The organism is Sphingomonas sp. DBB INV C78 (assembly GCF_042693015.1).
In the GTDB taxonomy this organism is placed as follows: Bacteria; Pseudomonadota; Alphaproteobacteria; order Sphingomonadales; family Sphingomonadaceae; genus Sphingomonas_E.
Map to the genome: position 1 here is coordinate 2032134 of NZ_CP170544.1, position 25618 is coordinate 2057751.

Here is a 25618-nt window from a genome sequence, read left to right on the forward strand (position 1 = left end):
CCATGTTTAGACGCCCCAACATCCGATACGGACAAACGCCCGAGCCAACGACCCCATACCAGCGCGCGTCGCAGGTATGGGATGACCGGATCGGATCATCCCGCGTCCAGGCGAAGAACTGGCGGCTGGCCTTTTTCGGCGCCCTCGCTCTCTCGGGCGGCTTGGCTGGCGGCCTCGTCTGGCAATCGGCGCGCGGGCACATCGTCCCCTGGGTGGTGCAGGTCGATCGGCTCGGCGAGGCGCAGGCGGTCGCGCCGGCCGAAGCAGGCTACCGCCCGACCGATCCGCAGGTCGCATTCCATCTCGCCCGCTTCATCGAACAGGTGCGCAGCATCCCGGCCGATCCGGTTATCGTGCGGCAGAACTGGCTCCGGGCCTACGACTTCACGACCGACAAGGGCGCGTTGTTCCTCAACGACTACGCGCGCGCCAACGACCCCTTCACCAATGTCGGCCGGGTTCAGGTCGCGGTGGACGTGTCGAGCGTGATCCGGGCCTCGCCCAACAGCTTCCGCGTGGCCTGGACCGAGCGCCGCTATCAGGATGGCAGCCTCGCCGCCACCGAGCGTTGGTCGGCGATCCTCACCGTCGTCGTGCAGCCGCCGCGCACGCCCGACGCCCTGCGCAAGAACCCGCTCGGCGTCTTCGTCAATGCCCTCAACTGGTCGAAGGAGCTGTCACAATGACCGCCAGTCCGTTTCGCCGCGCCGCATCGGCGGCGCTGCTCGTCTCCGCTTCCGCGCTCGCCGGCTGCGCCACCACATCGGCCAAACCGCCAGCCATCGCCTATGACGATCCGCCGGCCGAAATTGCCGCGACCCCCGCGCCGGAACCGCCGCGCGCGGTCGAGGTGGTGACGATCCCCGAGCCATTGCCGCTTCCGGGACAGTTGAAGCCGGTGACGGACACGCCCCGCGCGCCGGAGCCATCCGATCCTCGCCAGCGCGTCGGCGCGGCGAACGCCGCCGCCCGCGTGCAGCCGGTGCGCGACGGTTTCCTCAACGCGATCCAGCAATATCCCTGGACCGATGGGGCGCTCTATCAGGTCTACACCGCGCCGGGTCAGGTGACGGACATCGCGTTGCAGGAGGGCGAACAGCTCGTCGGACCGGGGCCGGTCGCGGCGGGCGATACCGTGCGCTGGATCATCGGCGACACTATCAGCGGCAGCGGCCCGACCGCGCGCGTGCATATCTTGGCGAAGCCAACCCGGCCTGACCTCGTCACCAATCTCGTCATCAATACCGACCGACGCACCTATCATTTGGAGCTGCGCGCCACGGCCGCGACCTACATGGCGTCGGTGAGCTGGACCTATCCGCACGACGCACTGATCGCCTTGCAGGGCCGCAATGCGGCCGCCGCAGCCGTCGCGCCGGTGGCGACTGGCATTGACGTATCGGCGCTCAACTTTCGCTACCGGATCGAGGGCGACCGGGCGCCGTGGCGTCCGGCCCGCGCTTTCGACGACGGGCGGCAGGTGTTCATCGAGTTTCCGGCCGGGATCTCACAGGGCGAGATGCCGCCGCTGTTCGTGACCGGGACTGCCGGCGACGCAGAACTGGTCAATTACCGCGTGCAGGGCCGCTACATGGTGGTCGACCGCCTGTTCGCCGCCGCTGAACTGCGCCTGGGCGACCGGCGCAGCGAACAGCGCGTCCGCATCGTGCGCGGCGATGGGCGCAGGGGGCGGTCGTGAGCGACACGTTCGACACTCCGGCCACCGCGCCCGCCACGCCGCGTTCCGATCCCCAGGCCTTCCAGCTTCGCGGAGACGCGCCGCGCGTCATGCGGCTGTCGCGCAAGGCGCTCGCCGTCGTCGGCGTCGCCGCCTGCCTTGGCATCGGCGGTTCGTTGATCTATGCGCTGCGGCCGCCCGGCGATAAGGCCGCGCAGGAACTCTACAACACTGACAGCAGGGCCACGGCCGAGACCATCATGTCCGGGCCGCGCGACTATGCGCAGGCGCCGCGGCTCGGCCCACCGCTCCCTGGCGACCTCGGCGGCCCGATCGTGGCGGCGCAGCAGCGCGGCGAGAATGTGCCCGTGCCGCCGGTCGGCGCGCAGCCAGGCCAACCCGATCCCCGCGTTCAGGCGGCCGAAGCCGCCCGCCAGCGCGCGCAACAGGAACGAGACGCGGCCCGCACCAGCTCGGTCTTCCTTGGCAGCAGCGGCGGCGCGGCGTCATCAGCGGCCCCGGCTTCCTCCGGCTTCGCGGTCCCGAACCCGGTGCCTCCAGCGACGGCCGATGCAGCGGCGCAAAGCGACCAGGCCACGAAGCGTGCCTTCATGGCGCAGGCGGCCAACCAGCGCACGGTCAGCGCCGAGCGGCTGACAGCGCCGGCCTCACCCAACATCGTGCAGGCCGGCAGCATCATCCCGGCTGCGCTCATCACCGGCGTCCGTTCCGACCTCCCCGGACAGATTACCGCTCAGGTGACCGCCAACGTCTATGACAGCCCTACAGGGCGCATCCTGCTCATTCCGCAGGGCGCGCGGCTGATCGGCGAGTATGACAGCGAGATCGCCGCCGGGCAGACCCGCGTGCTGCTCGCCTGGGATCGGCTCATCATGCCGGACGGCCGCTCGATCATTCTCGAGCGCCAGCCCGGCGCGGACGGAGCCGGGTTCGCGGGCCTACAGGACCGCGTAAACCAGCATTGGGGCAATCTCCTCAAGGCCGCAGCCGTCTCGACGCTGCTCGGCGTCGGCGCCGAGCTGGGGGCGGACAGCGAAGACGACTTGACCCGTGCCCTCCGGCGAGGCTCGCAGGATACCATCAATCAGACCGGCCAGCAGATCGTGCGACGGCAGCTCAACGTGCAGCCGACGCTCACCATCCGGCCGGGCCATCCGCTGCGCGTGGTTCTTACCCGCGACCTGGTGCTCGAACCCATCGGAGGAACGCGATGACGAAGTTGAAGCTGGGACCGCTCGCCGACGACCGGCCGGTGAAGCTGGCGGCGGAGGTGCCTGCCGCTGTCCACCGCGATCTTGTCGCCTACGCCGCCGCCCTTGCGGCCGAGACCGGCGGGGACGCCATAGCTCCCGAGAAACTCGTCGCGCCGATGCTGGCGAAGTTCATGGCGAGTGACCGAGGATTCTCGCGGCGTCGGGCCGGCGCAAAGGACTGAGGTGGCGACTTCGCCTCAGTTCCCGAGAAATTTTCTGCGGCGCTCTTCGGCATCGATCTTGATGATAGCTTCTTCGGCAGTTGTACATTCGCCGCCACGAACAGAGCCGTCGCGACACCCGGCTACAACCCGCTGAGCCTCGTCGACGTGTGCGACAAAATACTGCGTTCCGCGCGGTTCGTTCGATGTCAATCTTGCAGGTGCGGCGACCGTGATCCTATCCGCTGTTGGGGCTGGCGAGATAATCGGTCGTGACAAGAAACCGCCCGCGAAACCAACAGATAGGGCGACGAGCACAATGACAACTGCCTTGTCTGGTTTCATTGCGAAAAAACTCCCAATAATTGCCAACTATTTTATTGTAATTTAAGCGAAAAATCAAAAGCCAGTGCATGGCGCATTTTGATGAACTCCAGGAAGCGACGTAGTGCCGGATTGCCGCTATCTTCGCGCCAATACCCGGAAAAGCCAGTTAGCGCCGGTCCTTGCTCACCGTGAATTGGCCGATACACCACATTAGGATAGAGTGCCCCTGTGGACCCTTCACAGACGATGCTGACGCCAGGGCTGCCGCCAAGGATACTCAATACGGTTTCGCGGCTAGCTTGGGACATTCTGATCTCTGGCTTGCCGCCAGACGCGCCTAGTCGGCCGATCAACATATCCCGTATCTCGGGGCCGGGATCGGCAGTCGGTAAAAGAACGCGCTCGCCGCGAAGATCTGTCCAATGAGCCACATCGAGTTTTGCCAGCGAATGCGATGACGGCAGAGCGACCAATATCCGTTCACTCCACAGCGTCTCACAACGAAATCCGTCATGTTGCGCCGCTGCGCCCATGAGAATTGCCATGTCAATTTCACCGCTGTCGATCCCGGCAAGTAAAACGCTACGATCAGCCTCGACGCATTCTACCTCGACGTCGGGGTGCGCTTCGTGCCAGGTCATAAGCGTCGCACGGAGATTACCGGCAGAAACAGAACCGTGGTGTCCAAGCGTCAAATGACCGGCACGGCCTTGGCCAGCCGCGCGCATCATCGCAACGAGCTTGTCTGCCGATGCTACCATAGGCTTGGCACCACTGATAAATGCATTGCCCGCTGACGTCATTGTGACACCTGCGCGCGAGCGTTCGAAGATCGGCATACCGATCGAGCGCTCCAGTTTCAGAATCGCACGGCTCAGCGTCGATTGTTCAATGTCGAGCGAACGTGCAGCTCTATAGAAGCTGCCACGATCTGCCGCCGCGATGGCGTAGCGAAGCTGGCGGAGATCAAAAGGCAAATGAAACTCCCCATACTAGCCGACCGCCTTGTGATTGGCCGCTCGGGTAGAATGTTGTTCGGTGGCCGCTGCTGGCGGCTCACCAAGCCCGCGTGCGTCGTGCGCTGCGGCAGGCCCGACTATGGCGACGGCGCGTCCGTATTGTTCAGTTGAAGGCGCAACAGCCCGGTGGCGCAGCGGCTCTCGGATATGAACATTGCCATAGCCCATAGCAGGAGCCCAAAACCCACTGTGGTCGCACCGACTACAAGCCAGATCGGCAGCACATGGCGGCCTTCCGATGCGAGAATGGCACCGATCAGGCCGAGCAAGGCACCGATGCCGAAAAATGCTACTGCCGCATATAGGCAGTCGAGACCGCGAAGAAGCAGGCGGATGCGCCGCTGAGCAATGTGGATAGCCGCGTCCATGTCTGCGTAGTGTCGGGATAGCAGATTGTCGCCGGCAATCATTGAGGCCCGAAACTCGCGCCACTGCGAGATCGCGAGGCTATAACGCATTGAAGCGCTGTTCTGGAGGATCGCGCAAGCGTTGGTGAGCATGGCCGGGCCAGCGATGAACGTGAGTGTCACGAACGGATTGTCGATCATCTCGTACATCAGCGGGCTCTCAAATGGTCTCCAACGACTGCGGGAAAGGATTGAAAAGGAGGGCGCCTGGACTGGTGCGGGGGGCCGGTCCAGTCCAGGCGCGGCTGGGGGAATTACCCCCAAGCGGTGTTAAATCTGATTTTCCCAAGCCTGGAGCTGATGGGCTTTAAGCATGTCCTCGATCGCCTTCGGGGAGACATTGCGGAACTTGCCCGTGTCCGCCGGAACGATCTCGATCATAGCGTCGATCTGCTCCTGCGGGTCCATCGCGCCTTCGGGCGTCGCGAAAAAGTCGTCGAAACCCTTGCGAAGATCAGCGCGCTTGGTGAAGTTCTTGCTGTCATCCAGCCAGCGGAACGGGTTATCGGCCATCGTCTCGTTGTATCCGGTGTAATAAGCGCCCGGATTGATGGTCTGGACCTTGATCCCGTAAGCGGCGAGTTCCTGCTGCATCGCCTCAGCGAACGCTTCGAGGGCGTGCTTGGTGGAAACGTAGGTGCCCCAGTTCGCTGGAGTGAACAGGCCGCCCATCGACGACGTGATGACGACCTTCTTGCCCTGGTTCTTGCCTTCGCGAATCCAGCGCTGAACCACGCCCTGCGTCAGCTCAAGAGGCAGGAAGACGTTATTTTCGTAAAGGCGACGGACAATATCGACTGGAATTTCCCAAACCGGGCCGGGCTCACCACGACCGGCATTGTTCCATAGAATGTCGAAGTCCCAGCCGATCGCTTGCTTGATATCGTAGGGATCGTGCAAATCGAGCCGCTCCACGCGGATGCGATCGGAAAGGCCCAGCGCCTGGACCTCTTCGCGCAGTGCGAACACCATCGGTGACACCTCGCAAGTGGCGATGATGTGATGACCGTTTTTGGCCATGCCGATGGCAGCCGCCTTGCCGAAGCCAGAGCCGGCACCAGTGATGAGAATCGTCTTGCTCATGTCATTCTCCTAGCTGTCGTGTGTACGGATTGATGGCTATCTGAGGGTTGCTTCGAAGGCGGCGAAGCCTGCCTTCGCTATCTGCGCGTCCTGTTCGATGGTTCCGCCGGAAACGCCGAGTGCGCCGGCCAACCCCCCGGTGGGGCATTTGAGCGCCATTCCACCGGCGTAGGGAGCCAAGCCGTCATTGCTCAGTTCGAGATGCGGAGCCGGCGCACCCGGTTTGAGGTAGTCCCAGACGTCCTCGCTGTTGCACTGGAAGAGCACTGCGGTGCGCGCTTTGCGGATGGCGATGTCGATGGACCCGAGCACTGCGCCATCCATGCGATGGAAGGCCTTCAAGTGTCCTCCGTCATCCAGAATGGCGATGATCGCCGAAAGCCCCATCTCGCGTGCTTTTGCCTCCGCTTGCTCGATGATTGCCTGTGCGATGTGCGAAAAAATCGGCATCACCAATCTCCCGTTCGTATGTGGCTGGCTTCGATGGGAGGATTGTCAGGCGTAAGCGCGTGTCTCTCAAGTTGAGTGATGTTAAGTATTGTTAAGTCCAAGCATTGATGCGCCGTGATGGCATCAAACCGAGCGACGCCTGACGAGAGGCAAGGAATTTCTCTTACGATCACGAACAGTGTAAATGGTTTGGTTCGGCACTCACGATACGCACACGCCGAGCCGAAGGCGGACCAAATGGTCCATAGGTATCAATCCGACATGCGGGGGCGAGATTGGTCGTGGCAGCATCGCGGTACGTATTTGGGGCCTTCGAACTCGACCCTTTGCGGCTTGAGTTGCGGCGGGATGGCGTCCGACTCCAAGTCGGCGGACGAGCCTGCCGGGTTCTTTTGGCATTGCTGGAACGTGCTGGTCAGGTCGTCAGCCAGACGGAACTATTGGCGGCCGCCTGGCCGGGATTGCACGTCGAGGACGTGAATTTACGAGTCCATATTGTCGCCCTGCGGAAAGCGCTTTCGGATGGGCCGGACGGTGCCATCGATATCACTACCGTTCCGCGCGAAGGTTATGTGTTTGCGGGACCAGTCTCCTTGGTAGCCATGACCGAGGCGTTCTCTAAGTCTCCACCGCGGCTACCTCGGCGGCTCGGCCCGCTCATCGGCAGGAGCGAGATGCTTGTGCATCTGCGCGATGCGCTCGCGATGCACCGGCTCGTCACAATCGTCGGTGCAGGCGGTATGGGCAAGACAGCGCTCGCACTCGCCGCCATCGCGGATAGCGCCAACGATGCGGGCGTCGAATGCGTTTTCGTCGATTTTTCAACGTCGGTGTCATTGCTTCATGTCGAGGGACGCATATTCGAGGAACTCGGTCTCGAAGGGAACCCGAGGGATATCACAGCGCACCTCGTGCGTGCGTTGCTATCTCGAAATGTCCTGCTCGTGTTCGATAACTGCGAACATGTCATCGGGCATGTCGCCGGTGTTGCAGGGGCACTCACAAGCGGGACAGAGGGCGTTTCCATCCTCGCAACGAGCCGCGAACCAATGCGGATACCTGGCGAACGTGTCCTGCCACTGGAACCGTTGAATTGTCCGCCGGAGGGAGCCAGCCTGACCTCGGAAGAGGCGATGCGCTACACAGCGATCGAGATGTTTGTGCAGGCGGCAAACATGCGATCAAGAGCGTTCGCCATAGACAACAAAAATGCGTCCCTTTTGGGCGAAGTCTGCCGCAGGTTGGACGGAATCCCACTTGCCATAGAACTTGCCGCTGCAACGACGGACATCATGACGGTCAATGAGTTGGTCCAGCGGCTTGATGACAGGTTCGCTGTTCTGACACGCGGCACGCGCACGGCTTTGCCAAGGCACCGGACTCTTCAGGCCGCACTAGACTGGAGTTACGACGCGCTGAGCGAGGGAGAAGCCACAGTGATGCGTCGGTTGGGCGTATTCCCCGGACAATTCTCGACCACTGATGCACAGGCAGTCGCAGCGAATGGCGCATTATCGGGTCTTATGGTGCAAGACGCATTGGCTGACTTGGTTGCAAAGTCTCTTCTGACTGTCGATGTCAGCGGTGAGGTCGCATCATTCCGTTTCCTGGAAACCATGCGCGTCTATGCGAGATTGAAGCTACTGGAAAGCGACGAGGCTTCAACGCTCTATGCCCGTTTTGTTGAGCGGACGCTGGTTGAATTGCTTGGAATGAACGGACGGGACGGTTCAGCCGAGGACATCAAGCGAGGCCACAACGATTTACTGGATGACTGGCGTGCGGCGCACGATTGGGCAACGAGGGCTGGTGACTGGCATACAGCGCTGAGGTTGATGGAAGCTGGAACCGGCTTCTGTCAGCGCCTCAACATCACAGTGGAGTATGTTGACCGCGCGAAGATCACCCTTCGTTCAGTGCCATCCGATCTCTCGGATGAGGAAATCCTTCGGTCGGAAATGGCTGTCTGCAATCAGACAGCGCAGATACTGATCGATCTGGAGCAATCAAGCCGCTCGTTGGAATGGGCGGAAATGGTCGCATTGCGATCTCTAGCTTTATCGAGGAAATTGCAAGCGCCCGAGCATCAGATGAGTTCGCTCGTGACTCTGACGCTGACTGCTCTGACGTTGGCGGACGCGGCAAAACTGACCGCTTACGCATCTCAGGTCGATGCTCTCGCGCAAAGATCGCAAGACCCAGACTTTCTTCGCATAGCGCACTATCTGAACGGCTATGCGAAGTATTATTCGTCCGATCTCGGCGCTGCTCTGTACGACTTGGATCAAGCCCTGGTTGGCGCATCCACTTCCAAGCCCAACATTTCTGCTACCGTCGATTACACGCCGAGCGTTCGGACCATTCGATCGCGCGCCCTGTGGACGCGGGGAGAGTTTCAGTCGAGCCTGGACGAAATGGCGGAGGCGCATCGAGCGGCAATCGAGGGCGGCTATGCTCCCACGATTGCGTGGGTGGCGTGGGGTGGAGGTGTGTGCGTCTATCTATGGGCTGGCGCAATCGAACAGGCAGCAGCAAGTGCACTGATCTTCGAAAACCTTGCGCGTGAACATAGCAACCCTGGTTGGGCAGCTTACATCCCCGCTCTTCATGAAGCATTCGATAGACTTCGCCATCCACGCAGATCGTTCGATGCGGGGCCGACCAGTTGGACGCCTACCGCGCTATCTCACGTCGATATCATGACCAGCATACACTGTGCGTTCCATCGGCCCGCTGACTTGCAGCGCATGGAGGGCACACCCCATCATTGGTGCGCAGCGGAACATTTCCGCGCAGCCGGCGAACAGCGCCTTGCGGCAGGGCAAATGGCCGAAGCCGAAAGGTATTTTTTGCGCGCTCTCGCGACCTCAACGGCGCAGGGTGCCGTGGCTTGGGAAATCAGAGCAACGCTGAGCTTGGCCCGCCTGAGAATCCAGCAGGATCAGAGAGTCGCTGTCCGGGAACTGCTGGAACCAATCTCCGACCGATTTGCGGACTGGTCTGTGAACGCAGACCTGGTTCACGCTCGCGAATTGCTGGATGCCCATTGAAGCGCCTTTCGGCACTCAAGGCTGCACCCGTCGCCAGAGGTCATTGAAGGTTATGCTGTCAAAAAAGGCGTGGGCACGGGTCACATGGCCGTCGCGCATTTCCCAGAACCAGGCATAGGTGTTCTTGTAGGGCTGGCCATCCTTCGCCACGCCTGCGGCGTCGAAGAAGATGATAACTTTGTCGCCATCAGCGGTGATTTGTCGGATCGAGGGCTTCAAGCCTTCGCTCATGCGAGCGTTAAAGGGATGAATCACCTCGGACATGAATGCATCACGGCTCGAATACGTCCGCGAGGCATCGGAATGACCCACGATCGTCCAGACGGCGTTGGGAGCAAGCAGATCATACGGGCCGCCAGTCCCGTCGGCCCATTTGGCGAAGGCATTCTCAACGAGCGTGAGATTGGCTTGTTCGGAGGCGGTCATCGGCACGGTTCCTCTCGCTTTGGCATTGGCTATGGAAGTCGATCCAGCCAGAGCGGCGATGGTGAGCGTGGCGACAAGATCGCGACGGCTTAGCAGGTGACGCATATGATGCTCCGGCATTGGTCGTGCATAATTGAGCACAGCCGCCGTTCATCGTCGTGTTCAGAGTTGTTAATCGTGCATCGCTGGCCGCTGGACCAAGCTAATTGAGATGGGGCGTCCGGGGTGCGGTCGGCACCGACTTTACGAATAGGCTGACGGCAGCGGGCTTCTGGTGTTTGTTCGAGAGAACCGGAATAGCGAGGCAAGGAAGAAAAGGGCGGACGCAGCGGTCATGACCGCTGCCGCCCAACTACCGCCACGAACATCAACTTCGGTGGTCACGAACGAGGCGATCAACGGGCCTGAACCATTGCCAAACAGAATCAATGGCGAGACGAGAACGGCGGTTCGCCGCGTTGGATCAAGCGCAATGATCTGGGCGACCTGAAAAGCCTGCATCGCCGCCGCCGCGCCCCCGAAAATACAGACCGACGTGATAAAAGCCGCCGAGGAATCGGTCACGATGCAGAGCGCGATGAAGCCGGCCTGGGTAACGGCGAGCAGCAGAAGCGCGGGCGACTTGGGCACCTTCGGCACGATCCATGCCGAAGACCAGGCAGCAGCCACCTGACTGCCCAAGCTGCCAGCCACAGCTAACCCAACCACTGACGGGCCAAAACTGTGCTGATCGGCGAGCCGCTCGATATAGGCCCACGCGGCACCGAGGCCCCCACTCTGGAGGACGATCGCGACGGCAAACAGGATCAATGGCAAGTTGAACCATCCCTGTATCCGTTCCGATCGCTCCAGCACGCTGACCTTGTCCACCAAGCCGACGACAAAGACCGAAGCAACGATCATGCAGGCGGCAAGCGCGTAGAACCCCGCTCCGATGCCAAAATCCGGGATCAAGAAGACAGGGATCACATAGGCTAGCACGACCGAAGGTATCATCGAGCCACCGACCAGTATGCCTGTAAGGCGATCGGGATTATCCGAGCGGACGATGATCGCGTTTGCCGCGCCATATAGAAGACCCGAAAGGAAACCGGCGATGGCCCGGCTCAACAACACCATCGCCATCGTTTCCGCTTGCGCTGTCGCGATATTTATCGCCACCAAACCCAGAGTCACGATTGCGGTCTTTACGCGCATCGCGCTACGCCCCATCCGGTAGCCACCGATCGCAGCACCCAGCGCGAGGCAAAACAGCTCAAGTGTCGCTGTTTGGCCAATTCCCGCCTTGCTCAGCCGTCCCGCTTCCTCCAGCCCTCCAAGTAGGATTGGATGCACGCCCAATGAGAGGAGCGATGCGGAGCCGAGAACCAAAGCCGCAACGATCGTGACAGGCTTCATAGATCGATCCTCCTTCCTGGAAGGCCCTGATCTATACCTCCCCAGACGCTCTCACATAATGGCAGTTAACTGTGGCAATGGCGGGTCGCTTCGGTTCGGATTTTGCAATCGCAGACTTACAGGGCGTTCCGGCGTCTATCTTCTATAAAGGAACGGTTCTCCAAAACCCAGTTTCCTAACTGCACGCCTTGTGCAGCGAGAGAGTGGCCAATGTCGGTCAATGCATACTCAACTTGCGGAGGTACTGTTGGGTGAACCGTTCGACTGACCATCCCGTCCCGTTCGAGCCCACGCAGCGTCCGGGTTAGCATTTGCTGGGATATTCCCGCCACCGCGCGCTTCAGCTCATTGAACCGCAGCGCACCATCCATGAGCGTGACCACAACCGGGAGGGTCCAACGGTCTCCGATCCAGGCGAGATGATGCGCGATCGAACGACATTCTGCGTCCTGCTGGTGTTCGCGCACATTGGTCGTTTTGACGGTCACATCCATCTGCCTTGGTCCTAAAATTATGCGTTCTTGGCGCGCGGCGAAGTGCATCTTAGCTAATTTGGAACTGAAACGAACCTTGGATAGCCCCTATGAAACTGTTGCACCTAGACTCGTCCATCTTGGGCGATAGCTCCGTAAGCCGTGTCATGTCAGAAGCTGTCGTCGAACAGTTGCGCCGAACTTCTGGTCCGCTTGAAATCACATATCGTGACCTTGCCAGCGATCCTCTGCCTCATGTGACACTGCCCCGTCTCGCGACGGGCGATGCCGGCGTTGTTCTGGACCAGTTTCTATCAGCCGATATAATCGTGATCGGTGCGCCGATGTACAACTTCGGCATACCCACGCAGCTTAAGGCCTGGTTCGACCATGTGCTCATTTCCGGCAAAACCTTCCGTTATGGCGAGAATGGCCCCGAAGGTCTGGCATCGCAGAAGAAGGTGATCGTGGCGCTTTCGCGGGGCAATATCTACTCCGGCGATAGCCCGGCAGCAGCCAGTGAACATGCTGAGCACCACATTCGAACTCTGCTTGGCTTCATTGGCATTGCCGATCCGATTTTTGTCATCGCGGAGGGCGTGGCTTTCGGCCCGGAGGAGCGAGAAGCGGCCATGGCGAAGGCGATGGGTCAGATCAGTGAGTTGCGTCCGCTACCGCTTGCTGCCTGACCTTATCGATGAAATTGGCCGATCGCTTGGCCCGCTGACCGCGAATATTTTTCGCCAAAGTGCCGCGACGATGTGGGGACACATGTGCGGTATGAGTGCCGTGATTGACTATCTGGCGGGGCGGGAGAGATTCGAACTCTCGTCGATAGCCTTGGAAAGGTGGCTATTCCAAGCGGTCAGTGCTTCCCGCTTTTCCGGCTTCCAATCATGGCGTTGGTAGATGCCCGCCACTCCCGACCGCGAGCCACCGACGTGGTTGAGCACCGCTTCAGTCACCTCGAACCGAACCCCCATCCTTTGAAACCCCGTCGCCAATGTTCGCCTGAGATCATGGAGGCGCCAAGGGGGCATAGAACCGCCGCGGTCATTTGAAATCAGCTTATCGAGCTTAGTCTTGCCCTTGTGATAGGCTGTGAATGCGGCGCCGGTCGCCGTAGGAAACACCCTGCCGCGAGCTGGCCACTTTTCGCTCCCCGCGACTTTGTCGAGTTCGGCAATCGCAAGATCATTGAGCGGTATCGTGGTCGGCTCGCCGTTCTTTGTCCGATCGCCGGATAGCCGCATCTCACGCTCCCCACGATCCAACTCCTGCCAGTGAAGCCCACCAATCTCTTCGCGACGCTGGCCCGTGGCAATAAGAAGCCGAACGATGGGACCGAAGCACCGATGGCATTCGGCCGCCTGAATCCAGACCCTCGCCAACTCGCTGTCACTCAGCCAGCGCTCGCGAGGTTTAACGGCTTTCGGCGTCTCCATGCCTTCCATCGGACTTCTGTCGATGTCGCCACGGCTCACCGCCCATCGAAATAGGCGCCTCAGCACCGCGAACACGTTGCGACGATTGGCGGCCTGGTCCGTCGGCATGCGATCGAACACGGCCACCACATCAACGCGCGTGATTGTAGGAAGCGCCTTGTCCCGCAAGACGGGCTTGACGTGTAGATGAAGTGAACGCGTTACGAGCGTCGACCAACCTTTCCCTTTGCAGTCCGCTGCAAAGCGGTCGGCGTAGCTGGAAAAGGCGAGGTCGACAGCCTCGCGCCGTCGCCGTTTGTCCGATTCGACCGGGTCGATCCCTTGGGCAACGAGGCGGAGGAGCCTCGTCGCCTCTTCGCGAGCGGTGAAGGGCGTCCACGGCGAGCCATGACCGCCGATGGTGTAGCGACGCGTCTTCGACTCGCGGCCACCCATCCGATACTGGACGACGTAGGATGCAGAGCCACCCGCGGTGATCTTGAGTCCAAACCCCTTCAGTTCGTCATCCCACAGGAAGCCGGTAACAGCCCCCGCCTGAAGCGCATCGAGGGTTCGCTTGGTGATTTTTCCCGTGGCCATGACGAACCTCATGTACCAGAAAAGTAATCACCCAGCAATCACCGGAACGGAAATCGGCGGCGGCAGGCGGCGGCGCATTTCGGTTTAACTATCTGAAAAATATGTATTCATGATGCCAAGCTATTGATCTAAATCCGCCTGAAACGGAAGTACCAGACCTCATGGCCGATCCGCCGGGCCTTGGCCTCGTAGCGGGTTTCGGGCCAGTCGGCGGGACGTTCCAGGAAATCGCGGGGGGTTTCGGCCTGCCAGGTGAAATCCGGGCTCTGCCCCATCACCATCATCCCCCAGCGGCAATAGACGGGATGGTCGGTGCCGAAGCGGAACTCGCCGCCCGGCTTCATCTTCCGCGCGATCAGGGCGATCGGCCCGGCATTCATGAAGCGCCGCTTGGCGTGCCGCGCCTTGGGCCAGGGATCGGGGTGGAGCAGCCAGGCGCGCGTCAGCGAGGCATCGGGGAGGCGTTCGAGCACGTCGAGCGCATCGCCCATATGGATGCGGACATTCTCCAGCCCCTCGCGCTCGATATGGCCGAGCGCGGCGACGACGCCGTTCAGGAAAGGCTCGCAGCCGATAAAGCCATGGTCCGGCCGCATCGCCGCCTGCGCCGCCAGATGCTCGCCCGCGCCAAAGCCAATCTCCAGTTCGATAGGGCGGTCATCACCGAAAAGGATCTGGCTGTCGACCGGCCCGGTCTCCGGCACGGCGACTTCGGGCAACAACTCCTCGACCAGCGCAGCCTGTCCCTGGCGCAGCTTGTGGCCCTGCCGGCGGCCATAGAGTCGGCGAATGGTAGTGGGATCGTTCATGGCACGGCCCTCTACCGGGCCTGACCGGATCGCGCCAGCCGATCGATCAGCGCCAGAGCGTGACGCGCGCACCCTGTTGCGACAGCCATGCGGCGAGCACCGGCAGCACCATTCCGCCGGCCCACATCCACAAGGGGTGCGGGATAACGAGCATCGTCGCGACGGCGGAGAGGATCACCGCGGCGGCGACCACCCAGCCGGCAATCGCGCGATCGGCGATGCGATTGGCGAGATAGCCCCCGATCAAGGCGCCGAGAAACCAGGCCGCCAGCACCACCGCCTTCGCCCCGAACGGAACGGCATCCATGACGCCGGCAAGTTGCGCGGCGTCCCGGGGATCGATGCTGGCGGGCAGAGGATAAAGCTGATGGCCGACCGATTCCGCGATCGCGACGGTCATGAAGGCGATGACAATTCCGACGGCAATACCGAGGAAAAGCTTGAGCATGGCGGAGCCCCCTTGCCGCCATGCATCATGCCTTATTCCGGCCCGCGCCGGAAGCCCGCTGTGCGTTCACCCAAAATCGTCACCCCGGCGAAGGCCGGGGTCCAGATCAACCGTTGAGCTGGATACCGGCCTGCGCCGGTATGACGAGTAAGTTAAGCCAGCGCCGCCTTGAGCTGGTCGACCAGATCGGTCTTTTCCCAGGTGAACAGATCGCCTTCCGCCTTGCGACCGAAATGGCCGTAGGCCGCGGTCGGGGTGTAGATCGGCTTGTTGAGCTTCAGGTGGGTGCGGATGCCCTTCGGCGTCAGCCGGACGAGCGTCGGCAGCACTTCCTCGATCCGCGCCTCGTCGACCGTGCCGGTGCCGTGCGTGTCGACATAGAGCGACAGCGGCTCGGCGACGCCGATCGCGTAGGAAAGCTGGATCGTGCAGCGCTTGGCGAGGCCGGCCGCGACGACATTCTTGGCGAGGTAGCGCGACACATAGGCCGCCGAACGGTCGACCTTGGTCGGATCCTTGCCCGAGAAGGCGCCGCCGCCGTGCGGCGAAGCGCCGCCATAGGTGTCGACGATGATCTTGCGGCCGGTGAGGCCGGCATCGCCGTCCGGGCCGCCGATTTCGAACAGGCCGGTCGGGTTGACGTAGATCGCGTCGTCCTCGGGCATCCAGCCGTCGGGCAGCACATCCTTGAACACGCCCTTCACATAGTCGCGCAGCTTCGCCTGGCCGGCATCGTTGCTGAGCGCCGCGCTGTGCTGGGTAGAGACGACCAGAGCGGTGGCGCGCACCGGCTTGCCGCCTTCATATTTCAACGTCACCTGGCTCTTGGCGTCCGGCTCAAGGAAATCGACGACCTTGTTGTGGCGGTCATGCGCCAGCCGCTCGAGCACGCGGTGCGAATAATAGAGGGTGGCCGGCATGTAATCGGGCGTCTCATCGGTCGCGTAGCCGAACATGATGCCCTGGTCGCCGGCGCCTTCGTCCTTGTTGCCGCTCTCGTCGACGCCCATCGCGATATGGGCGGACTGGCCGTGCAGGTGGCAGGCGAAATCGGCATATTGCCAGTGGAAGCCATGCTGCTCGTAACCGATGCGCTTCACCGTCTCGCGCACGGCCTGCTCGATCTCTGCCTGGCTCGGCGTCACATCCTCACGGCAGCGGACTTCACCGGCGAGCACGATGCGCTGCGTCGTCACCATGGTCTCACAGGCGACGCGCGCTTCGGGATCGCGCGACAGAAACAGATCGACCACCGCGTCCGAAATCTGGTCGGCAACCTTGTCGGGGTGCCCTTCCGAAACCGATTCGGACGTGAAGAGATAGTCGCTGCGCATCGAACACATGCCCTTTCGGATATTCACCCGCCCCGCACTTGGAGCCAGATATAAAGGATTCCTTATGTCCCTTAGCGTGCGATCCCGCGCCGCGCAATCGCGACCGCGATCAGGGCCAATGCAAAAAGCATCGGCAGGATATTGCCGAAGCGCGCGAACAAGGTCGGCGCGCGGGCGACCGGCAGCCGCGCGTCGATCGCTCCGGCCGTCCGCCAGGGCAGGCTTTTCAGCACATGGCCATGCGCGTCGATCACCGCGGAAATGCCCGTCGGCGTGGCGCGGATGATCGGCAGCCCCTCCTCGATCGCTCGCAGCCGCGCCTGCGCTAGATGCTGGGGCGGGCCGGATGGGCCGAACCAGGCGTCGTTGGACGGGTTGAAGATGAAGTCCGGTCGCTTCGCCGGATCGACGACGTGGCCGGAAAAGATGATTTCGTAGCAGATCTGCACGCCGACGCTGCCAAAGCCCGGCAGGTCATAGCTTTTCGGCCCCGGCCCTGCCCAGAAATCCAGATCGCCTGGCACGAGGCGCGACACGCCGATCGCCGACAATATCGGCCGCATCGGCAGATATTCGCCATAGGGCACGAGGTGCGACTTGTCGTAGCGGGCGAGGATGCGGCCGGTGGCGTCCATCGCGAACAGGCTGTTGCGGGCACCTGCGGCATAGCCGTCCTTGCCCCATTCGATCGCGGTGCCGCCGGTCAGCACCACGTCGCGCGGGCCGAGCAGTCGGGCGATCCGCGCCCGGGCCAGCCGGTCCTGGCGGCGATCTTCCTCCAGATATTCGGGCACCGCGGCTTCGGGCCACAGCAGCAGCCGCGGCTCGGCGCCCGGCTTGCCCGAAAGGCTGGCGAGCAAGGCGAAGTTCCGGTCCTCGAAACCGTCGCGCCATTTGTCCTGCTGGCCGATATTGGGCTGGACGATGCGGATCGGTGGCCGCTTGGCGGCGCCGGGCTCGGGCGCGCGCGGGATCAGCATCTGGCCGATCAGTGGCGCCAGCAGGGGGATGGCGACGAACAAGGCGGCGATTGTGCCTCCGCGCGGTCGCCCGAACTTCAGGTCGCACAGGCGCGGCAACGCCAGCAGCAGGCCGGCGGCCAGGATCGCCACGCCCGACAGACCATATGTGCCGATCACCGTCGCCAAGATCGGCACGCCCGGCACCGGAACCCAGACCACGCCCAGCGGATTCCACGCAAAGCCTGTGAACATCGTCGCGCGCAGCCATTCGGTGACGATCCACGCCGCCGCGAAAATCAGCACGAAGGGCATCAGCGCCCCCCGCCCCCAGCGCCAGGCCAGCCCCGCCGCCATCGCCGGATAGATAGCGAGGTATAGCGACAGCAGCACCACCGCGACCCAGCCGAGCCAGGCCGGCATCGCATCCTGATAGTGGAAAGCGGTGGCGATCCAGTTGAGCCCGAAGACGAAATGGCCGAGCCCGAACCACCAGCCGGAGGCGAGCGCGCCACGCAGGCCCGGCGCGTCCCGCACCAGCCACAGCCAGCCCGCCACCGCCAGCAGCGTCACCGGCCACAGGTCGAGCGGCGCGAAGCCCGCGGCGGAGAGGCTGCCGAGCGCAAGCGCGATCAGCCAGCGGAAGCGTGGTGTGATCGTCATGCCCTGAGCGACCGCCCTTCATAGGCTTCGAAGCGGGCGACGAAATCCGCCGGCACCGGGCACGGCCGCCCGCGCAGCACGCCGACATGCACCTGCACGGTTTCCCCCGCCGCGCGCAGATCCTCCGCACCCTTGCCGTGGAATTCGAAGGCGAAGGTGAGTGAACTTGTGCCGACGCGCACGAGACGCACGCACAGATCCACTTCCTCCTCCAGCCGGATCGACGCCTTGTAATCAAGTGCCGTGCGCGCGACGTGGAACTGGGCCAACCCCTCCACCCCTGCCGGATCGGAAATGCCGACGGCGCGATAATATTCGGTCATCGCGATATCGAGATAATCGAGGAAACGTGCGTTGAAGACCACCGCCTGCGCGTCGATTTCCGAATAGCGGACGCGCTTGGGGTAGGAGAATCGAAAATCGGCGCGGGCCATTCAGGTCACTCCGGTGCGGATGCAGCGGCGCTAAATGAGCGAACGGCCGTAGGCAAGCGGTCGACACGGCTCGATCAACGGCATTGGCCTTTTCCGTGTCGAATGATTAAAGGCGCCCCACGATGCAAACCAGCGAACTTCGCGTCGCCCTGTTCACGGGCAACTATAACTATGTCCGCGATGGCGCGAACCAGGCGCTGAACCGCCTCGTCGGCTATCTGCTCGCCCAGGGCGCGGCCGTGCGCATCTATTCGCCGCGCACCGAAACACCTGCCTTCCCATCGGTCGGCAAGGTCATCGGCGTGCCGTCCGTCCCGCTACCGGGACGGTCCGAATATCATATGCCCTTGTTCATACCGCCTTCGGTGAAGCGGGATATCCGCGATTTCGCGCCCAACGTGTTCCATGTCGCCAGCCCCGAGATTCTCGGCCATCGCGCAATCACGCTCGCCCGCAAGCAGGGGCGGCCGGTGGTCGCTTCCGTCCACACGCGGTTCGAAACCTATCCGCGTTATTACGGCCTAACCTTCCTGGAGCCGGTGGTCGCAGCCGTGTTGCGCCGCTTCTACCGCCGTTGCGACGCGATCTTCGCGCCGTCCGAATCCATGGCGCAGCTACTGCGCGACCAGCGCATGAACTATGACGTCGGCATCTGGTCGCGCGGCGTGGAGCGCGACATCTTCTCGCCCGAGGTGCGCGATCTCGCGTGGCGCCGTGAACTCGGCATCGCCGATGACGAGCCCGTAATCGGCTTCGTCGGCCGCCTCGTCATGGAAAAGGGTCTCGACGTCTTTTCCGATGCGATCGACAAGCTCGAACATCGCGGCGTCAGGCATCGCGTGCTGATTGTCGGCGAAGGCCCCGCGGACGAATGGTTCAAGGCGCGCCTGCCGAACGCAGTGTTCGTCGGCTTCCAGAAGGGCGCCGATCTGGGCCGCGCGGTCGCATCCTGCGACATGCTGTTCAACCCGTCGGTCACCGAAACCTTCGGCAATGTGACCTTGGAGGCGATGGCCGCGGGCCTGCCCGTCGTCGCCGCGATCGCCACCGGCAGCCAGAGCCTGGTCAATGACGGCGTCACCGGCCGGCTCGTCCGCCCCGGCGCGATTTCCGCCTTCGCCGACGCGCTCCAGCATTATTGCGAGGATAAGGACGCCCGCGCTGCCGCCGGCGCCGCCGGCCGCGCGGCCAGCGAGCGCTATGGCTGGGATGCGGTGAACCAGGAACTGGTCGAAGCCTATATCCGCGTCATCCGCCAGCGCCACGACCATCGCGAACCACCGACCCAGCGGCCGCGCTAGGAGTGGACTAGGAGGCTCGCCCCCTCTCCTTTTGTGTCGAGCGAAGTCGAGACACTCTTCGAGCGAAGTCGAGAAGCCCTCGGCTACGCTCGGGACAAACGGAACTGGCGGTGGCGCCTACCCCACCAGTTCCACCGCCCGCGCGAACACCGCCTCGAACATCTCCGCCGTCAGCCGGCCGGTATTCTGGTTGTAGCGCGAGCAATGATAGCTATCGATCACCAGCATCCCGCTCGGCAGCCGATGCTCCGCGCCATGGGCGAAGCGATATTTGGGCAGCTTGCCGCCGATCGCCTTGATCGCCGACTGATGCGCGATCTGGCCGAGCGCCACCACCAGCTTCAGGTTGGGCAACGCCTCAAGGTCCGGTTCCAGGAAATCGCGACAGGTCTTGATCTCCTCGGGCGTCGGCTTGTTCTCCGGCGGCACGCAGCGCACCGCGTTGACGATGATCGCATTCTTGAGCGTCAGGCCGTCGTCCGGTCGGCCCAGAAACTCGCCTTCTGCAAGCCCGAACTTGCCCAGCGTCTCGTAAAGCAGTGTGCCGGCGAAATCGCCGGTGAAGGGCCGCCCCGTGCGATTGGCGCCCCACAGGCCCGGCGCAAGGCCGATGATCGCGATCTGCGCTTGCGGATCGCCGAAGCTCGGCACCGGCGCGTTGAACCAGTCGGGATGCTCGGTTCGCTGTGCTTCGCGAAAGGCGACGAGGCGGGGGCAGCGCGGGCAGTCGTGCGGCGGCTCGATAAGGCTGGGATTGGTCATCGCGCTGCGATAGGCGCAGGGCCATGCCGCGCACAAGCTATGCCATCGCTTTGGGCTCCAATCGCCGCCACGGCCGCCACGGTCCGCCCGAGCGCGTGATCGCCGCAGCCCTGGCTGCGCTGGAGGCCGAGGGCGTGCGGGTCATCCGCGCGTCGCCATTGATCCGCACCGCGGCGCTCGGGCCGGCCGGCCGCGGTTTTGCCAATGCCGCTGCGATCGTCGAATGCGATCTCGATCCCCCTCACCTGCTCGCCCTGCTCAAGCGCACCGAGCGCGCCTTCGGCCGCCGCCGCGGCCGGCGCTGGGGGTCGCGCGTGCTCGATCTCGACATCATTCTGTGGTCCGGCGGTGTGTGGTACGACCGCGCGCTCGCCGTGCCGCACCGCGAATTTCATCGCCGCAGCTTCGTGCTCGATCCCCTCGTGCGCATCGCGCCCGACTGGCGCCACCCGGTCAGCGGACGGACGGTGCGGCAGATGCGGGCGCGGCTTAGGCGCCAACCTCTCCCTGAAACACATCCGTCACCCTGAACTTGTTTCAGGGTCCACCTATCAGCCCGCGCTGTCATTGCCCGCGGCGAGATGGATGCTGAAAAAGTTCAGCATGACGACGAAAATGGGCGGGCGGCTCGATGCCAGGTCAAGCCGGGCAGACCGCCCCACTATCCGCCCACGCCTTGAACAGCGCGCCGAATTCCGCCTGGGTGCCCGGTGCTGGCTGGCGTTTGCCGCCGGGGTTCCAGCCCCAGCCGACCAGGCTGTCGCTGGTCATATGCTCGATCATCTCGGGCATGGTCTTGTTGCCGTTGCGCTTGGGGTCCTTGAGCTGCTGGCAGATCTGGCCGAGCGTCTTGCCCTGCCATGCCATCTCGATCGGCGCCAAGTGCCATTGGGGATGGCCGGGCACGCCCGACACGTCGTAATTGGCCGGGCCATGGCAGGTGGTGCAGCGCAGGCCGGTTGCGCCGATGCCGCCGTCGCCGCGCACGACCATCGGCATGTGCGGCGTCATCTTCTCGCGCTGGGTCGGCCGGTCGGTCGCCGGGTGGCAGTTGAGGCAGCGCGGGTGCTGGATCACCTTGCCGACCTCGGCGAACAAGGCGAGCGACCGCGCCCGCTTGTCGGCGATGCCGGTGAAGGCGGAAAGCGGCTGGAGGCTGGTCGCCGCCGCCGGTTTCGGTTCGGGCGCGGCCGTCGCCATCGCCCCGCCCACTGCCGCTACCGCCGTCACGGCCACGGCGCTCATGATGATTGCGCGGATCATGCCGGCTTCACCATCGGCAGGCGCGCCGGGCGCGCCTTGCCCAGCCGGGCGAGCGCATTGGCAACGGCGGGCGCCACCGGCGGGACGCCGGGCTCGCCTATGCCGGTCGGTGGCTCGGCAGACGGCACGATCACCACTTCGATCTCGGGCATCTCCATGATCCTCAGCGATCGATAATCGGTGAAGTTGGACACCGCTGCGGCACCGTTGACCAGAGGCACTTCGGCATAGAGCGCGTGACCCAAACCATAGCCGATCCCGCCTTCCGCCTGCGCCTTCACGACATCGGGGTTGACCGCGACGCCGACATCGACCGCGCACCAGATCTTGTGGACCTTGGGCTCGCCATTCTCATCCAACGAAACCTCGGCGATCTGGGCCACATAGGAGTTGAAGCTTTCGACCACCGCGACGCCCCGCGCGCGGCCGTTGCGGACGGCGGGGCCGTTCCACTTCGCCAGTTCCGCCACCGCTTTCAGCACGCCGGCGGCGCGCGGCTCCTTGCCCATCATCGCCAGCCGCCCGGCGACGGGGTCCTTGCCGGCTTTCTCCAGCAACTGATCGATGAAGCATTCGACCGCATAGCCGGTGTGGGTGTGGCCCACCGATCGCCACCAGAGCGTTGTCACCGGCGTCGGATCGTCCTGCACGGTGCAGCGGAAATCGGCGATGTCGTAAGGGATCTTGTGCGCCCCCTCGACCATGCCGAAGTCGATGCCGTTCTTCACCATCATGCCTTCGAAGGGCGTGCCCTTGGCGAAGGACTGGCCGACGATGTCATTGGCCCAGGCAGTGACCTTGCCGTCCTTCACCGCGCCGCGCAGGCGGTGGACGAAGAGCGGCCGGTAATAGCCGCCATGAATGTCATCCTCGCGCGTCCAGACCAGCTTGACCGGCGTGCCCGGCCCGATCGCCTTGGCGACCTCGGCCAGTTCGGTCGGGAACTGCGCGGTCGGGGTCGCGCGCCGGCCGAAGCTGCCGCCGGCGAGCATGGTTTCGATCTTCACCTGTTCCATCGGCAGGCCCAGCGTCTTGGCGAGCGCCGGATGATCGAGCGTCTGGATCTGGCTGCCGAAGCGGGCGAGCGCGGTCTTGCCATCCCATTCGAGATAGCCGTCGAGCGGTTCCATCGGCGCATGGGCGAGGAGCGGGAAGATATATTCCGCCTCGACCAGTTCGCCGCCCGCCGCCAGCGCCGCATCGACGTCACCCGCCTTGGCCGCGATCGGGCCGGGCTTCTGCGCCATGCCGCGGAACTGCGCGATCATCTCCTCCGATCCGCGCGTCTCGGCCTTGCTGTCGTCCCATTGCAGTTTCAGCGCCTTGCGGCCCTTCAGCGCCGGCCACATGCCGGTGGCATAGACGGCGACGCCGCTCGGAATCTGCTTGACCGCCTTGACGCCCTTCACCTTGAGCGCCTCCGCGGCGTCGAAGCTGCCGACCTTCGCGCCGAAGCGCGGCGGCCGGGCGACCACGACCGTCAGCATGTTGGGCGTCTTGATGTCGATCGCGAACTTCGCGGTGCCGTTGGTCTTGGCGGCGCTATCGACCTTGCGAACCCCGGTCTTGCCGATCAACTTGAAATCCTTGGGGTCTTTCAGCGGCACATCCTGGGGCACCGGCAGCTTGGCGGCTGCGCCAGCGAACTTGCCGAAGCCGCCCGAACGGCCGGAGGCGGCGTGGCGGATCACGCCCTTTTCCACCGTGATCTGCGTCGGCGGCACATTCCATTCGGCCGCGGCGGCCGACACCAGCATCGCCCGCGCCGTCGCGCCGGCCTTGCGCATCAACTGGTAGCTGCCGGCGATGGCGGACGATCCGCCGGTGCCCTGGATGCCCCCCAGCGCGGCATTGCCATAGAGCGCGGCGTTGGACGGGGCGGACTCGGCCACCACCTTGCTCCAGTCGGCGTCCAGTTCCTCGGCGACCAAAGTGGCGAGGCCGGTATAAGGGCCCTGGCCGAATTCGATATGCTTGACGATCACCGTCACCACATCGTCGGCGCCGATCCGCACATAGGCGTTGGGGTCGATCGGCGCGGCCGTCTTGGCGGCGCCCTGTGCGCGGGCCGCACCCGGCAGAGTAAGGCTGATGACGAGCGCGCCCGCACTGCCGATGGCGGCGCGGCGGGACAGCCGAAGATCTTCCATGCCCATGGCTCAGGCCTCCAGCAGTTTGGCAGCGTCGTGGATCGCGGCGCGGATGCGGACATAAGTGGCGCAGCGGCAGATATTACCGTTCATCGCGAGGTCTATATCCTTTTCCGTCGGCTTCGGGATTTCCCTCAGCAGCGCCACTGCGCTCATCACCTGGCCCGACTGGCAATAGCCGCATTGCGGAACGTCCCGCGCCACCCACGCGGTCTGCACCGCCTTCGCCTCCGGCCCGTCGATCGCCTCGATCGTCGTGATCTCACCGCTGACGGCGGCGATCGGCATCGAGCAGGAGCGGAGCGGCTGGCTGTCCATATGAACCGTGCAGGCCCCGCACATCGCGGCGCCGCAACCGAATTTCGTGCCGGTCAGCCCCAGCTCGTCGCGGATGACCCAGAGCAGCGGCGTGTCCTCATCGACATCGACCTCGCGCGCTGTGCCGTTGACCGTGATCTTGTACGCCATGGAATAATCTCCGGTTCCCCCAGAGACATTTATCATACTGCGCTGCAATGAGTTGTCATCTGATACCGTTTCGCAATACGCGCACGAGGTTGACCCCTTTCACGACCGCGCTTAGGAGGCCGCCAGACGCTGGTGAGGGTCCGTAGCTCAGTTGGTAGAGCAAGCGACTTTTAATCGAGAGGTCCCGGGTTCGAGTCCCGGCGGACCCACCAGCGTCTCCCTCCACGCGCGAGTTGAATTGGGCCGCGCTTTGCCAGCGCGCCGCGCCTGCCCGCGAACAGCTTGAGAATTATCCCATAACCGATCACTCTGAACGCCGATGAATATCGCCGCCAGACCTGCTGGCAATTCGCGATAGGGGCCGACAGAGCCGCGGGGAGATGATGATGAAGGACGGTGTTGCAGTCGTCACGGGCGCCAGCCGGGGTGCTGGCCAGGGTATTGCGCGGGCGTTGGGGGCCGCGGGCTACACGGTCTATGTCACCGGGCGCAGCCAGACGCCCGACGCTTCGCGGCTGGGCGGGACCATCCACGAAACCGCCGCAGAGGTTACCGCCGCGGGAGGACGCGGCATCGCCTTCCCATGCGATCATGCCGACGATTCATCCGTGCGCGCCTTGTTCGCGGCCGTCGAGCGCGATCATGGCCGGCTCGACATCCTGGTGAACAACGCGGTCACGCTTCACGACGAGTTGATCCGGCCGGGCCCCTTCTGGTCGAAGCCTGCGGACATGGTCGATATCATCACGGTCGGGCTGCGATCGAGCTATATCGCCGCGCATGCGGCCGCCCCATTGCTGGTCGCCAAGCCCGGTGGATTGATGATCTTCACCTCGGCGCCGGGCGCGGCGTCCTATGCCCATGGCCCGGCTTATGGCGCGCAGAAGGCGGGCACCGACAAGATGTCCGCCGACATGGCCGTGGAATTGCGCCCTTTCGGCGCGGCATCGGTGTCGATCTGGATGGGCTTCCTGAAGACTGCCCGCACCGCGGCAGCCGTCGCCGAGCGTCCGGGGCAATTCGATGCGTTGATGGCGACGGCTGAAACACCCGATTTCACGGGGCGCGTCATCGCCGCGATCCATAGCGATCCCGCAATGATGCAACTTTCCGGGCGCACCGTGATCGGCGCTGAGCAGGCGATGGAATATGGCGTCCGCGACATTGACGGAAGCAGCCCCGGATCGCTGAGGAGCATAGTCGGCGACCCGATCCTCTACGACAAGATCATCCTCGACTGAAAAGTTCAGTGTCGGA

26 protein-coding genes, 2 tRNA genes and 1 pseudogene are annotated in these 25618 nt (G+C 63.5%); 10 read left to right on the plus strand and 19 right to left on the minus strand.

Features of this window, described 5'->3' with window-relative positions:
• The first annotated feature begins 2 nt into the window (after positions 1–2).
• Genes trbF through ACFB49_RS09740 form a run of 4 tightly spaced genes read left to right on the plus strand, consistent with a single transcriptional unit; the run spans position 3 to position 3134 of the window.
• Positions 3–686, plus strand: a complete 684-nt coding sequence (trbF, locus tag ACFB49_RS09725; RefSeq protein WP_380878913.1) for a conjugal transfer protein TrbF — start codon at positions 3–5, stop codon at positions 684–686.
• Complete coding sequence (gene trbG / locus ACFB49_RS09730) at positions 683–1699, plus strand: P-type conjugative transfer protein TrbG (protein WP_380878915.1); 1017 nt, start codon at positions 683–685, stop codon at positions 1697–1699. Before trbF ends, trbG begins: the two co-directional genes overlap by 4 nt.
• Positions 1696–2913 (plus strand): TrbI/VirB10 family protein, encoded by a 1218-nt coding sequence (locus ACFB49_RS09735; protein WP_380878917.1) that lies wholly within the window; start codon positions 1696–1698, stop codon positions 2911–2913. Before trbG ends, ACFB49_RS09735 begins: the two co-directional genes overlap by 4 nt.
• Entirely contained in the window at positions 2910–3134 is a 225-nt protein-coding gene (locus tag ACFB49_RS09740) for a DUF2274 domain-containing protein (protein ID WP_380878919.1), read from the plus strand. The genes ACFB49_RS09735 and ACFB49_RS09740 overlap by 4 nt, the downstream gene beginning before the upstream one ends.
• 15 nt (positions 3135–3149) lie before the next feature.
• Here the strand turns inward: ACFB49_RS09740 and ACFB49_RS09745 are convergent, their stop codons facing one another.
• From ACFB49_RS09745 to ACFB49_RS09765, 5 genes are all read right to left on the minus strand, one after another.
• Positions 3150–3458, minus strand: coding sequence for a hypothetical protein (locus ACFB49_RS09745; protein ID WP_380878921.1), 309 nt, complete (start codon positions 3456–3458; stop codon positions 3150–3152).
• A 32-nt stretch (positions 3459–3490) separates the two neighbouring features.
• The gene (locus ACFB49_RS09750; protein WP_380878923.1) at positions 3491–4417 is read right to left on the minus strand and encodes a LysR substrate-binding domain-containing protein; all 927 of its coding nucleotides are present in this window, start codon (positions 4415–4417) and stop codon (positions 3491–3493) included.
• A 119-nt stretch (positions 4418–4536) separates the two neighbouring features.
• Complete coding sequence (locus ACFB49_RS09755) at positions 4537–5016, minus strand: DUF2721 domain-containing protein (protein ID WP_380878925.1); 480 nt, start codon at positions 5014–5016, stop codon at positions 4537–4539.
• Between the two features lie 120 nt (positions 5017–5136).
• On the minus strand, positions 5137–5949 hold the full coding sequence (locus ACFB49_RS09760; protein ID WP_380878927.1) for an SDR family oxidoreductase: 813 nt from the start codon (positions 5947–5949) through the stop codon (positions 5137–5139).
• A gap of 36 nt (positions 5950–5985) precedes the next feature.
• Positions 5986–6399: a heme-binding protein gene (locus ACFB49_RS09765; RefSeq protein ID WP_380878929.1), complete on the minus strand. Its 414-nt coding sequence runs from the start codon at positions 6397–6399 to the stop codon at positions 5986–5988.
• Between the two features lie 281 nt (positions 6400–6680).
• On the opposite strand from ACFB49_RS09765, the gene ACFB49_RS09770 reads away from it, so the two are divergent.
• Positions 6681–9449, plus strand: a complete 2769-nt coding sequence (locus tag ACFB49_RS09770; RefSeq protein ID WP_380879911.1) for an ATP-binding protein — start codon at positions 6681–6683, stop codon at positions 9447–9449.
• A gap of 15 nt (positions 9450–9464) precedes the next feature.
• Here the strand turns inward: ACFB49_RS09770 and ACFB49_RS09775 are convergent, their stop codons facing one another.
• From ACFB49_RS09775 to ACFB49_RS09785, 3 genes are all read right to left on the minus strand, one after another.
• Complete coding sequence (locus tag ACFB49_RS09775; RefSeq protein WP_380878931.1) at positions 9465–9980, minus strand: nuclear transport factor 2 family protein; 516 nt, start codon at positions 9978–9980, stop codon at positions 9465–9467.
• Between the two features lie 138 nt (positions 9981–10118).
• Complete coding sequence (locus ACFB49_RS09780) at positions 10119–11273, minus strand: hypothetical protein (protein ID WP_380878933.1); 1155 nt, start codon at positions 11271–11273, stop codon at positions 10119–10121.
• A 116-nt stretch (positions 11274–11389) separates the two neighbouring features.
• A complete protein-coding gene (locus ACFB49_RS09785) occupies positions 11390–11767 on the minus strand; it encodes a winged helix-turn-helix transcriptional regulator (protein WP_380878935.1) in 378 nt (125 codons plus the stop codon).
• An 89-nt stretch (positions 11768–11856) separates the two neighbouring features.
• On the opposite strand from ACFB49_RS09785, the gene ACFB49_RS09790 reads away from it, so the two are divergent.
• Positions 11857–12435, plus strand: coding sequence for an FMN-dependent NADH-azoreductase (locus tag ACFB49_RS09790; RefSeq protein WP_380878937.1), 579 nt, complete (start codon positions 11857–11859; stop codon positions 12433–12435).
• A gap of 113 nt (positions 12436–12548) precedes the next feature.
• Here the strand turns inward: ACFB49_RS09790 and ACFB49_RS09795 are convergent.
• The 7 genes and pseudogenes from ACFB49_RS09795 to ACFB49_RS09825 all read right to left on the minus strand — a co-directional run bounded on the left by ACFB49_RS09795 (position 12549) and on the right by ACFB49_RS09825 (position 18417).
• Positions 12549–12666, minus strand: a tRNA-Gly gene (locus ACFB49_RS09795).
• A 30-nt stretch (positions 12667–12696) separates the two neighbouring features.
• A pseudogene (locus tag ACFB49_RS09800) lies at positions 12697–13782 on the minus strand (tyrosine-type recombinase/integrase); the annotation flags it as partial.
• A gap of 116 nt (positions 13783–13898) precedes the next feature.
• Positions 13899–14579 carry a tRNA (guanine(46)-N(7))-methyltransferase TrmB gene (locus ACFB49_RS09805; protein WP_380878939.1) on the minus strand — a complete coding sequence of 227 codons (681 nt, stop codon included), beginning with the start codon at positions 14577–14579 and terminating at the stop codon, positions 13899–13901.
• A gap of 46 nt (positions 14580–14625) precedes the next feature.
• Complete coding sequence (locus ACFB49_RS09810) at positions 14626–15027, minus strand: hypothetical protein (protein ID WP_380878941.1); 402 nt, start codon at positions 15025–15027, stop codon at positions 14626–14628.
• Positions 15028–15179: 152 nt separating this feature from the next.
• The gene (gene metK / locus ACFB49_RS09815) at positions 15180–16361 is read right to left on the minus strand and encodes a methionine adenosyltransferase (RefSeq protein ID WP_380878943.1); all 1182 of its coding nucleotides are present in this window, start codon (positions 16359–16361) and stop codon (positions 15180–15182) included.
• A gap of 71 nt (positions 16362–16432) precedes the next feature.
• Entirely contained in the window at positions 16433–17983 is a 1551-nt protein-coding gene (lnt, locus tag ACFB49_RS09820; protein WP_380878945.1) for an apolipoprotein N-acyltransferase, read from the minus strand.
• Positions 17980–18417 (minus strand): acyl-CoA thioesterase, encoded by a 438-nt coding sequence (locus ACFB49_RS09825; protein WP_380878947.1) that lies wholly within the window; start codon positions 18415–18417, stop codon positions 17980–17982. The genes lnt and ACFB49_RS09825 overlap by 4 nt, the downstream gene beginning before the upstream one ends.
• A 122-nt stretch (positions 18418–18539) precedes the next feature.
• Between ACFB49_RS09825 and ACFB49_RS09830 the strand changes: the two genes are divergently transcribed.
• A complete protein-coding gene (locus tag ACFB49_RS09830) occupies positions 18540–19718 on the plus strand; it encodes a glycosyltransferase family 4 protein (RefSeq protein WP_380878949.1) in 1179 nt (392 codons plus the stop codon).
• A gap of 117 nt (positions 19719–19835) precedes the next feature.
• On the opposite strand, the gene ACFB49_RS09835 is transcribed toward ACFB49_RS09830, so the two are convergent.
• Positions 19836–20480 (minus strand): uracil-DNA glycosylase, encoded by a 645-nt coding sequence (locus ACFB49_RS09835; RefSeq protein WP_380878951.1) that lies wholly within the window; start codon positions 20478–20480, stop codon positions 19836–19838.
• 23 nt (positions 20481–20503) lie between these two features.
• On the opposite strand from ACFB49_RS09835, the gene folK reads away from it, so the two are divergent.
• A complete protein-coding gene (gene folK, locus ACFB49_RS09840) occupies positions 20504–21010 on the plus strand; it encodes a 2-amino-4-hydroxy-6-hydroxymethyldihydropteridine diphosphokinase (RefSeq protein WP_380878952.1) in 507 nt (168 codons plus the stop codon).
• A gap of 109 nt (positions 21011–21119) precedes the next feature.
• Here folK and ACFB49_RS09845 read toward each other — a convergent pair whose 3' ends face one another.
• The 3 genes from ACFB49_RS09845 to ACFB49_RS09855 are packed head-to-tail and all read right to left on the minus strand — an operon-like array spanning position 21120 to position 24361.
• Entirely contained in the window at positions 21120–21743 is a 624-nt protein-coding gene (locus ACFB49_RS09845) for an Isoquinoline 1-oxidoreductase subunit (RefSeq protein WP_380878954.1), read from the minus strand.
• Complete coding sequence (locus tag ACFB49_RS09850) at positions 21740–23899, minus strand: molybdopterin cofactor-binding domain-containing protein (protein WP_380878956.1); 2160 nt, start codon at positions 23897–23899, stop codon at positions 21740–21742. Before ACFB49_RS09850 ends, ACFB49_RS09845 begins: the two co-directional genes overlap by 4 nt.
• A gap of 3 nt (positions 23900–23902) precedes the next feature.
• Entirely contained in the window at positions 23903–24361 is a 459-nt protein-coding gene (locus ACFB49_RS09855; protein ID WP_380878958.1) for a (2Fe-2S)-binding protein, read from the minus strand.
• Between the two features lie 136 nt (positions 24362–24497).
• Between ACFB49_RS09855 and ACFB49_RS09860 the strand changes: the two genes are divergently transcribed.
• Together ACFB49_RS09860 and ACFB49_RS09865 are read left to right on the plus strand one after the other, a co-directional pair.
• Positions 24498–24573: transfer RNA gene (locus ACFB49_RS09860), tRNA-Lys, on the plus strand.
• 174 nt (positions 24574–24747) lie between these two features.
• Entirely contained in the window at positions 24748–25602 is an 855-nt protein-coding gene (locus ACFB49_RS09865) for an SDR family NAD(P)-dependent oxidoreductase (RefSeq protein WP_380878960.1), read from the plus strand.
• Positions 25603–25618 lie beyond the last annotated feature (16 nt).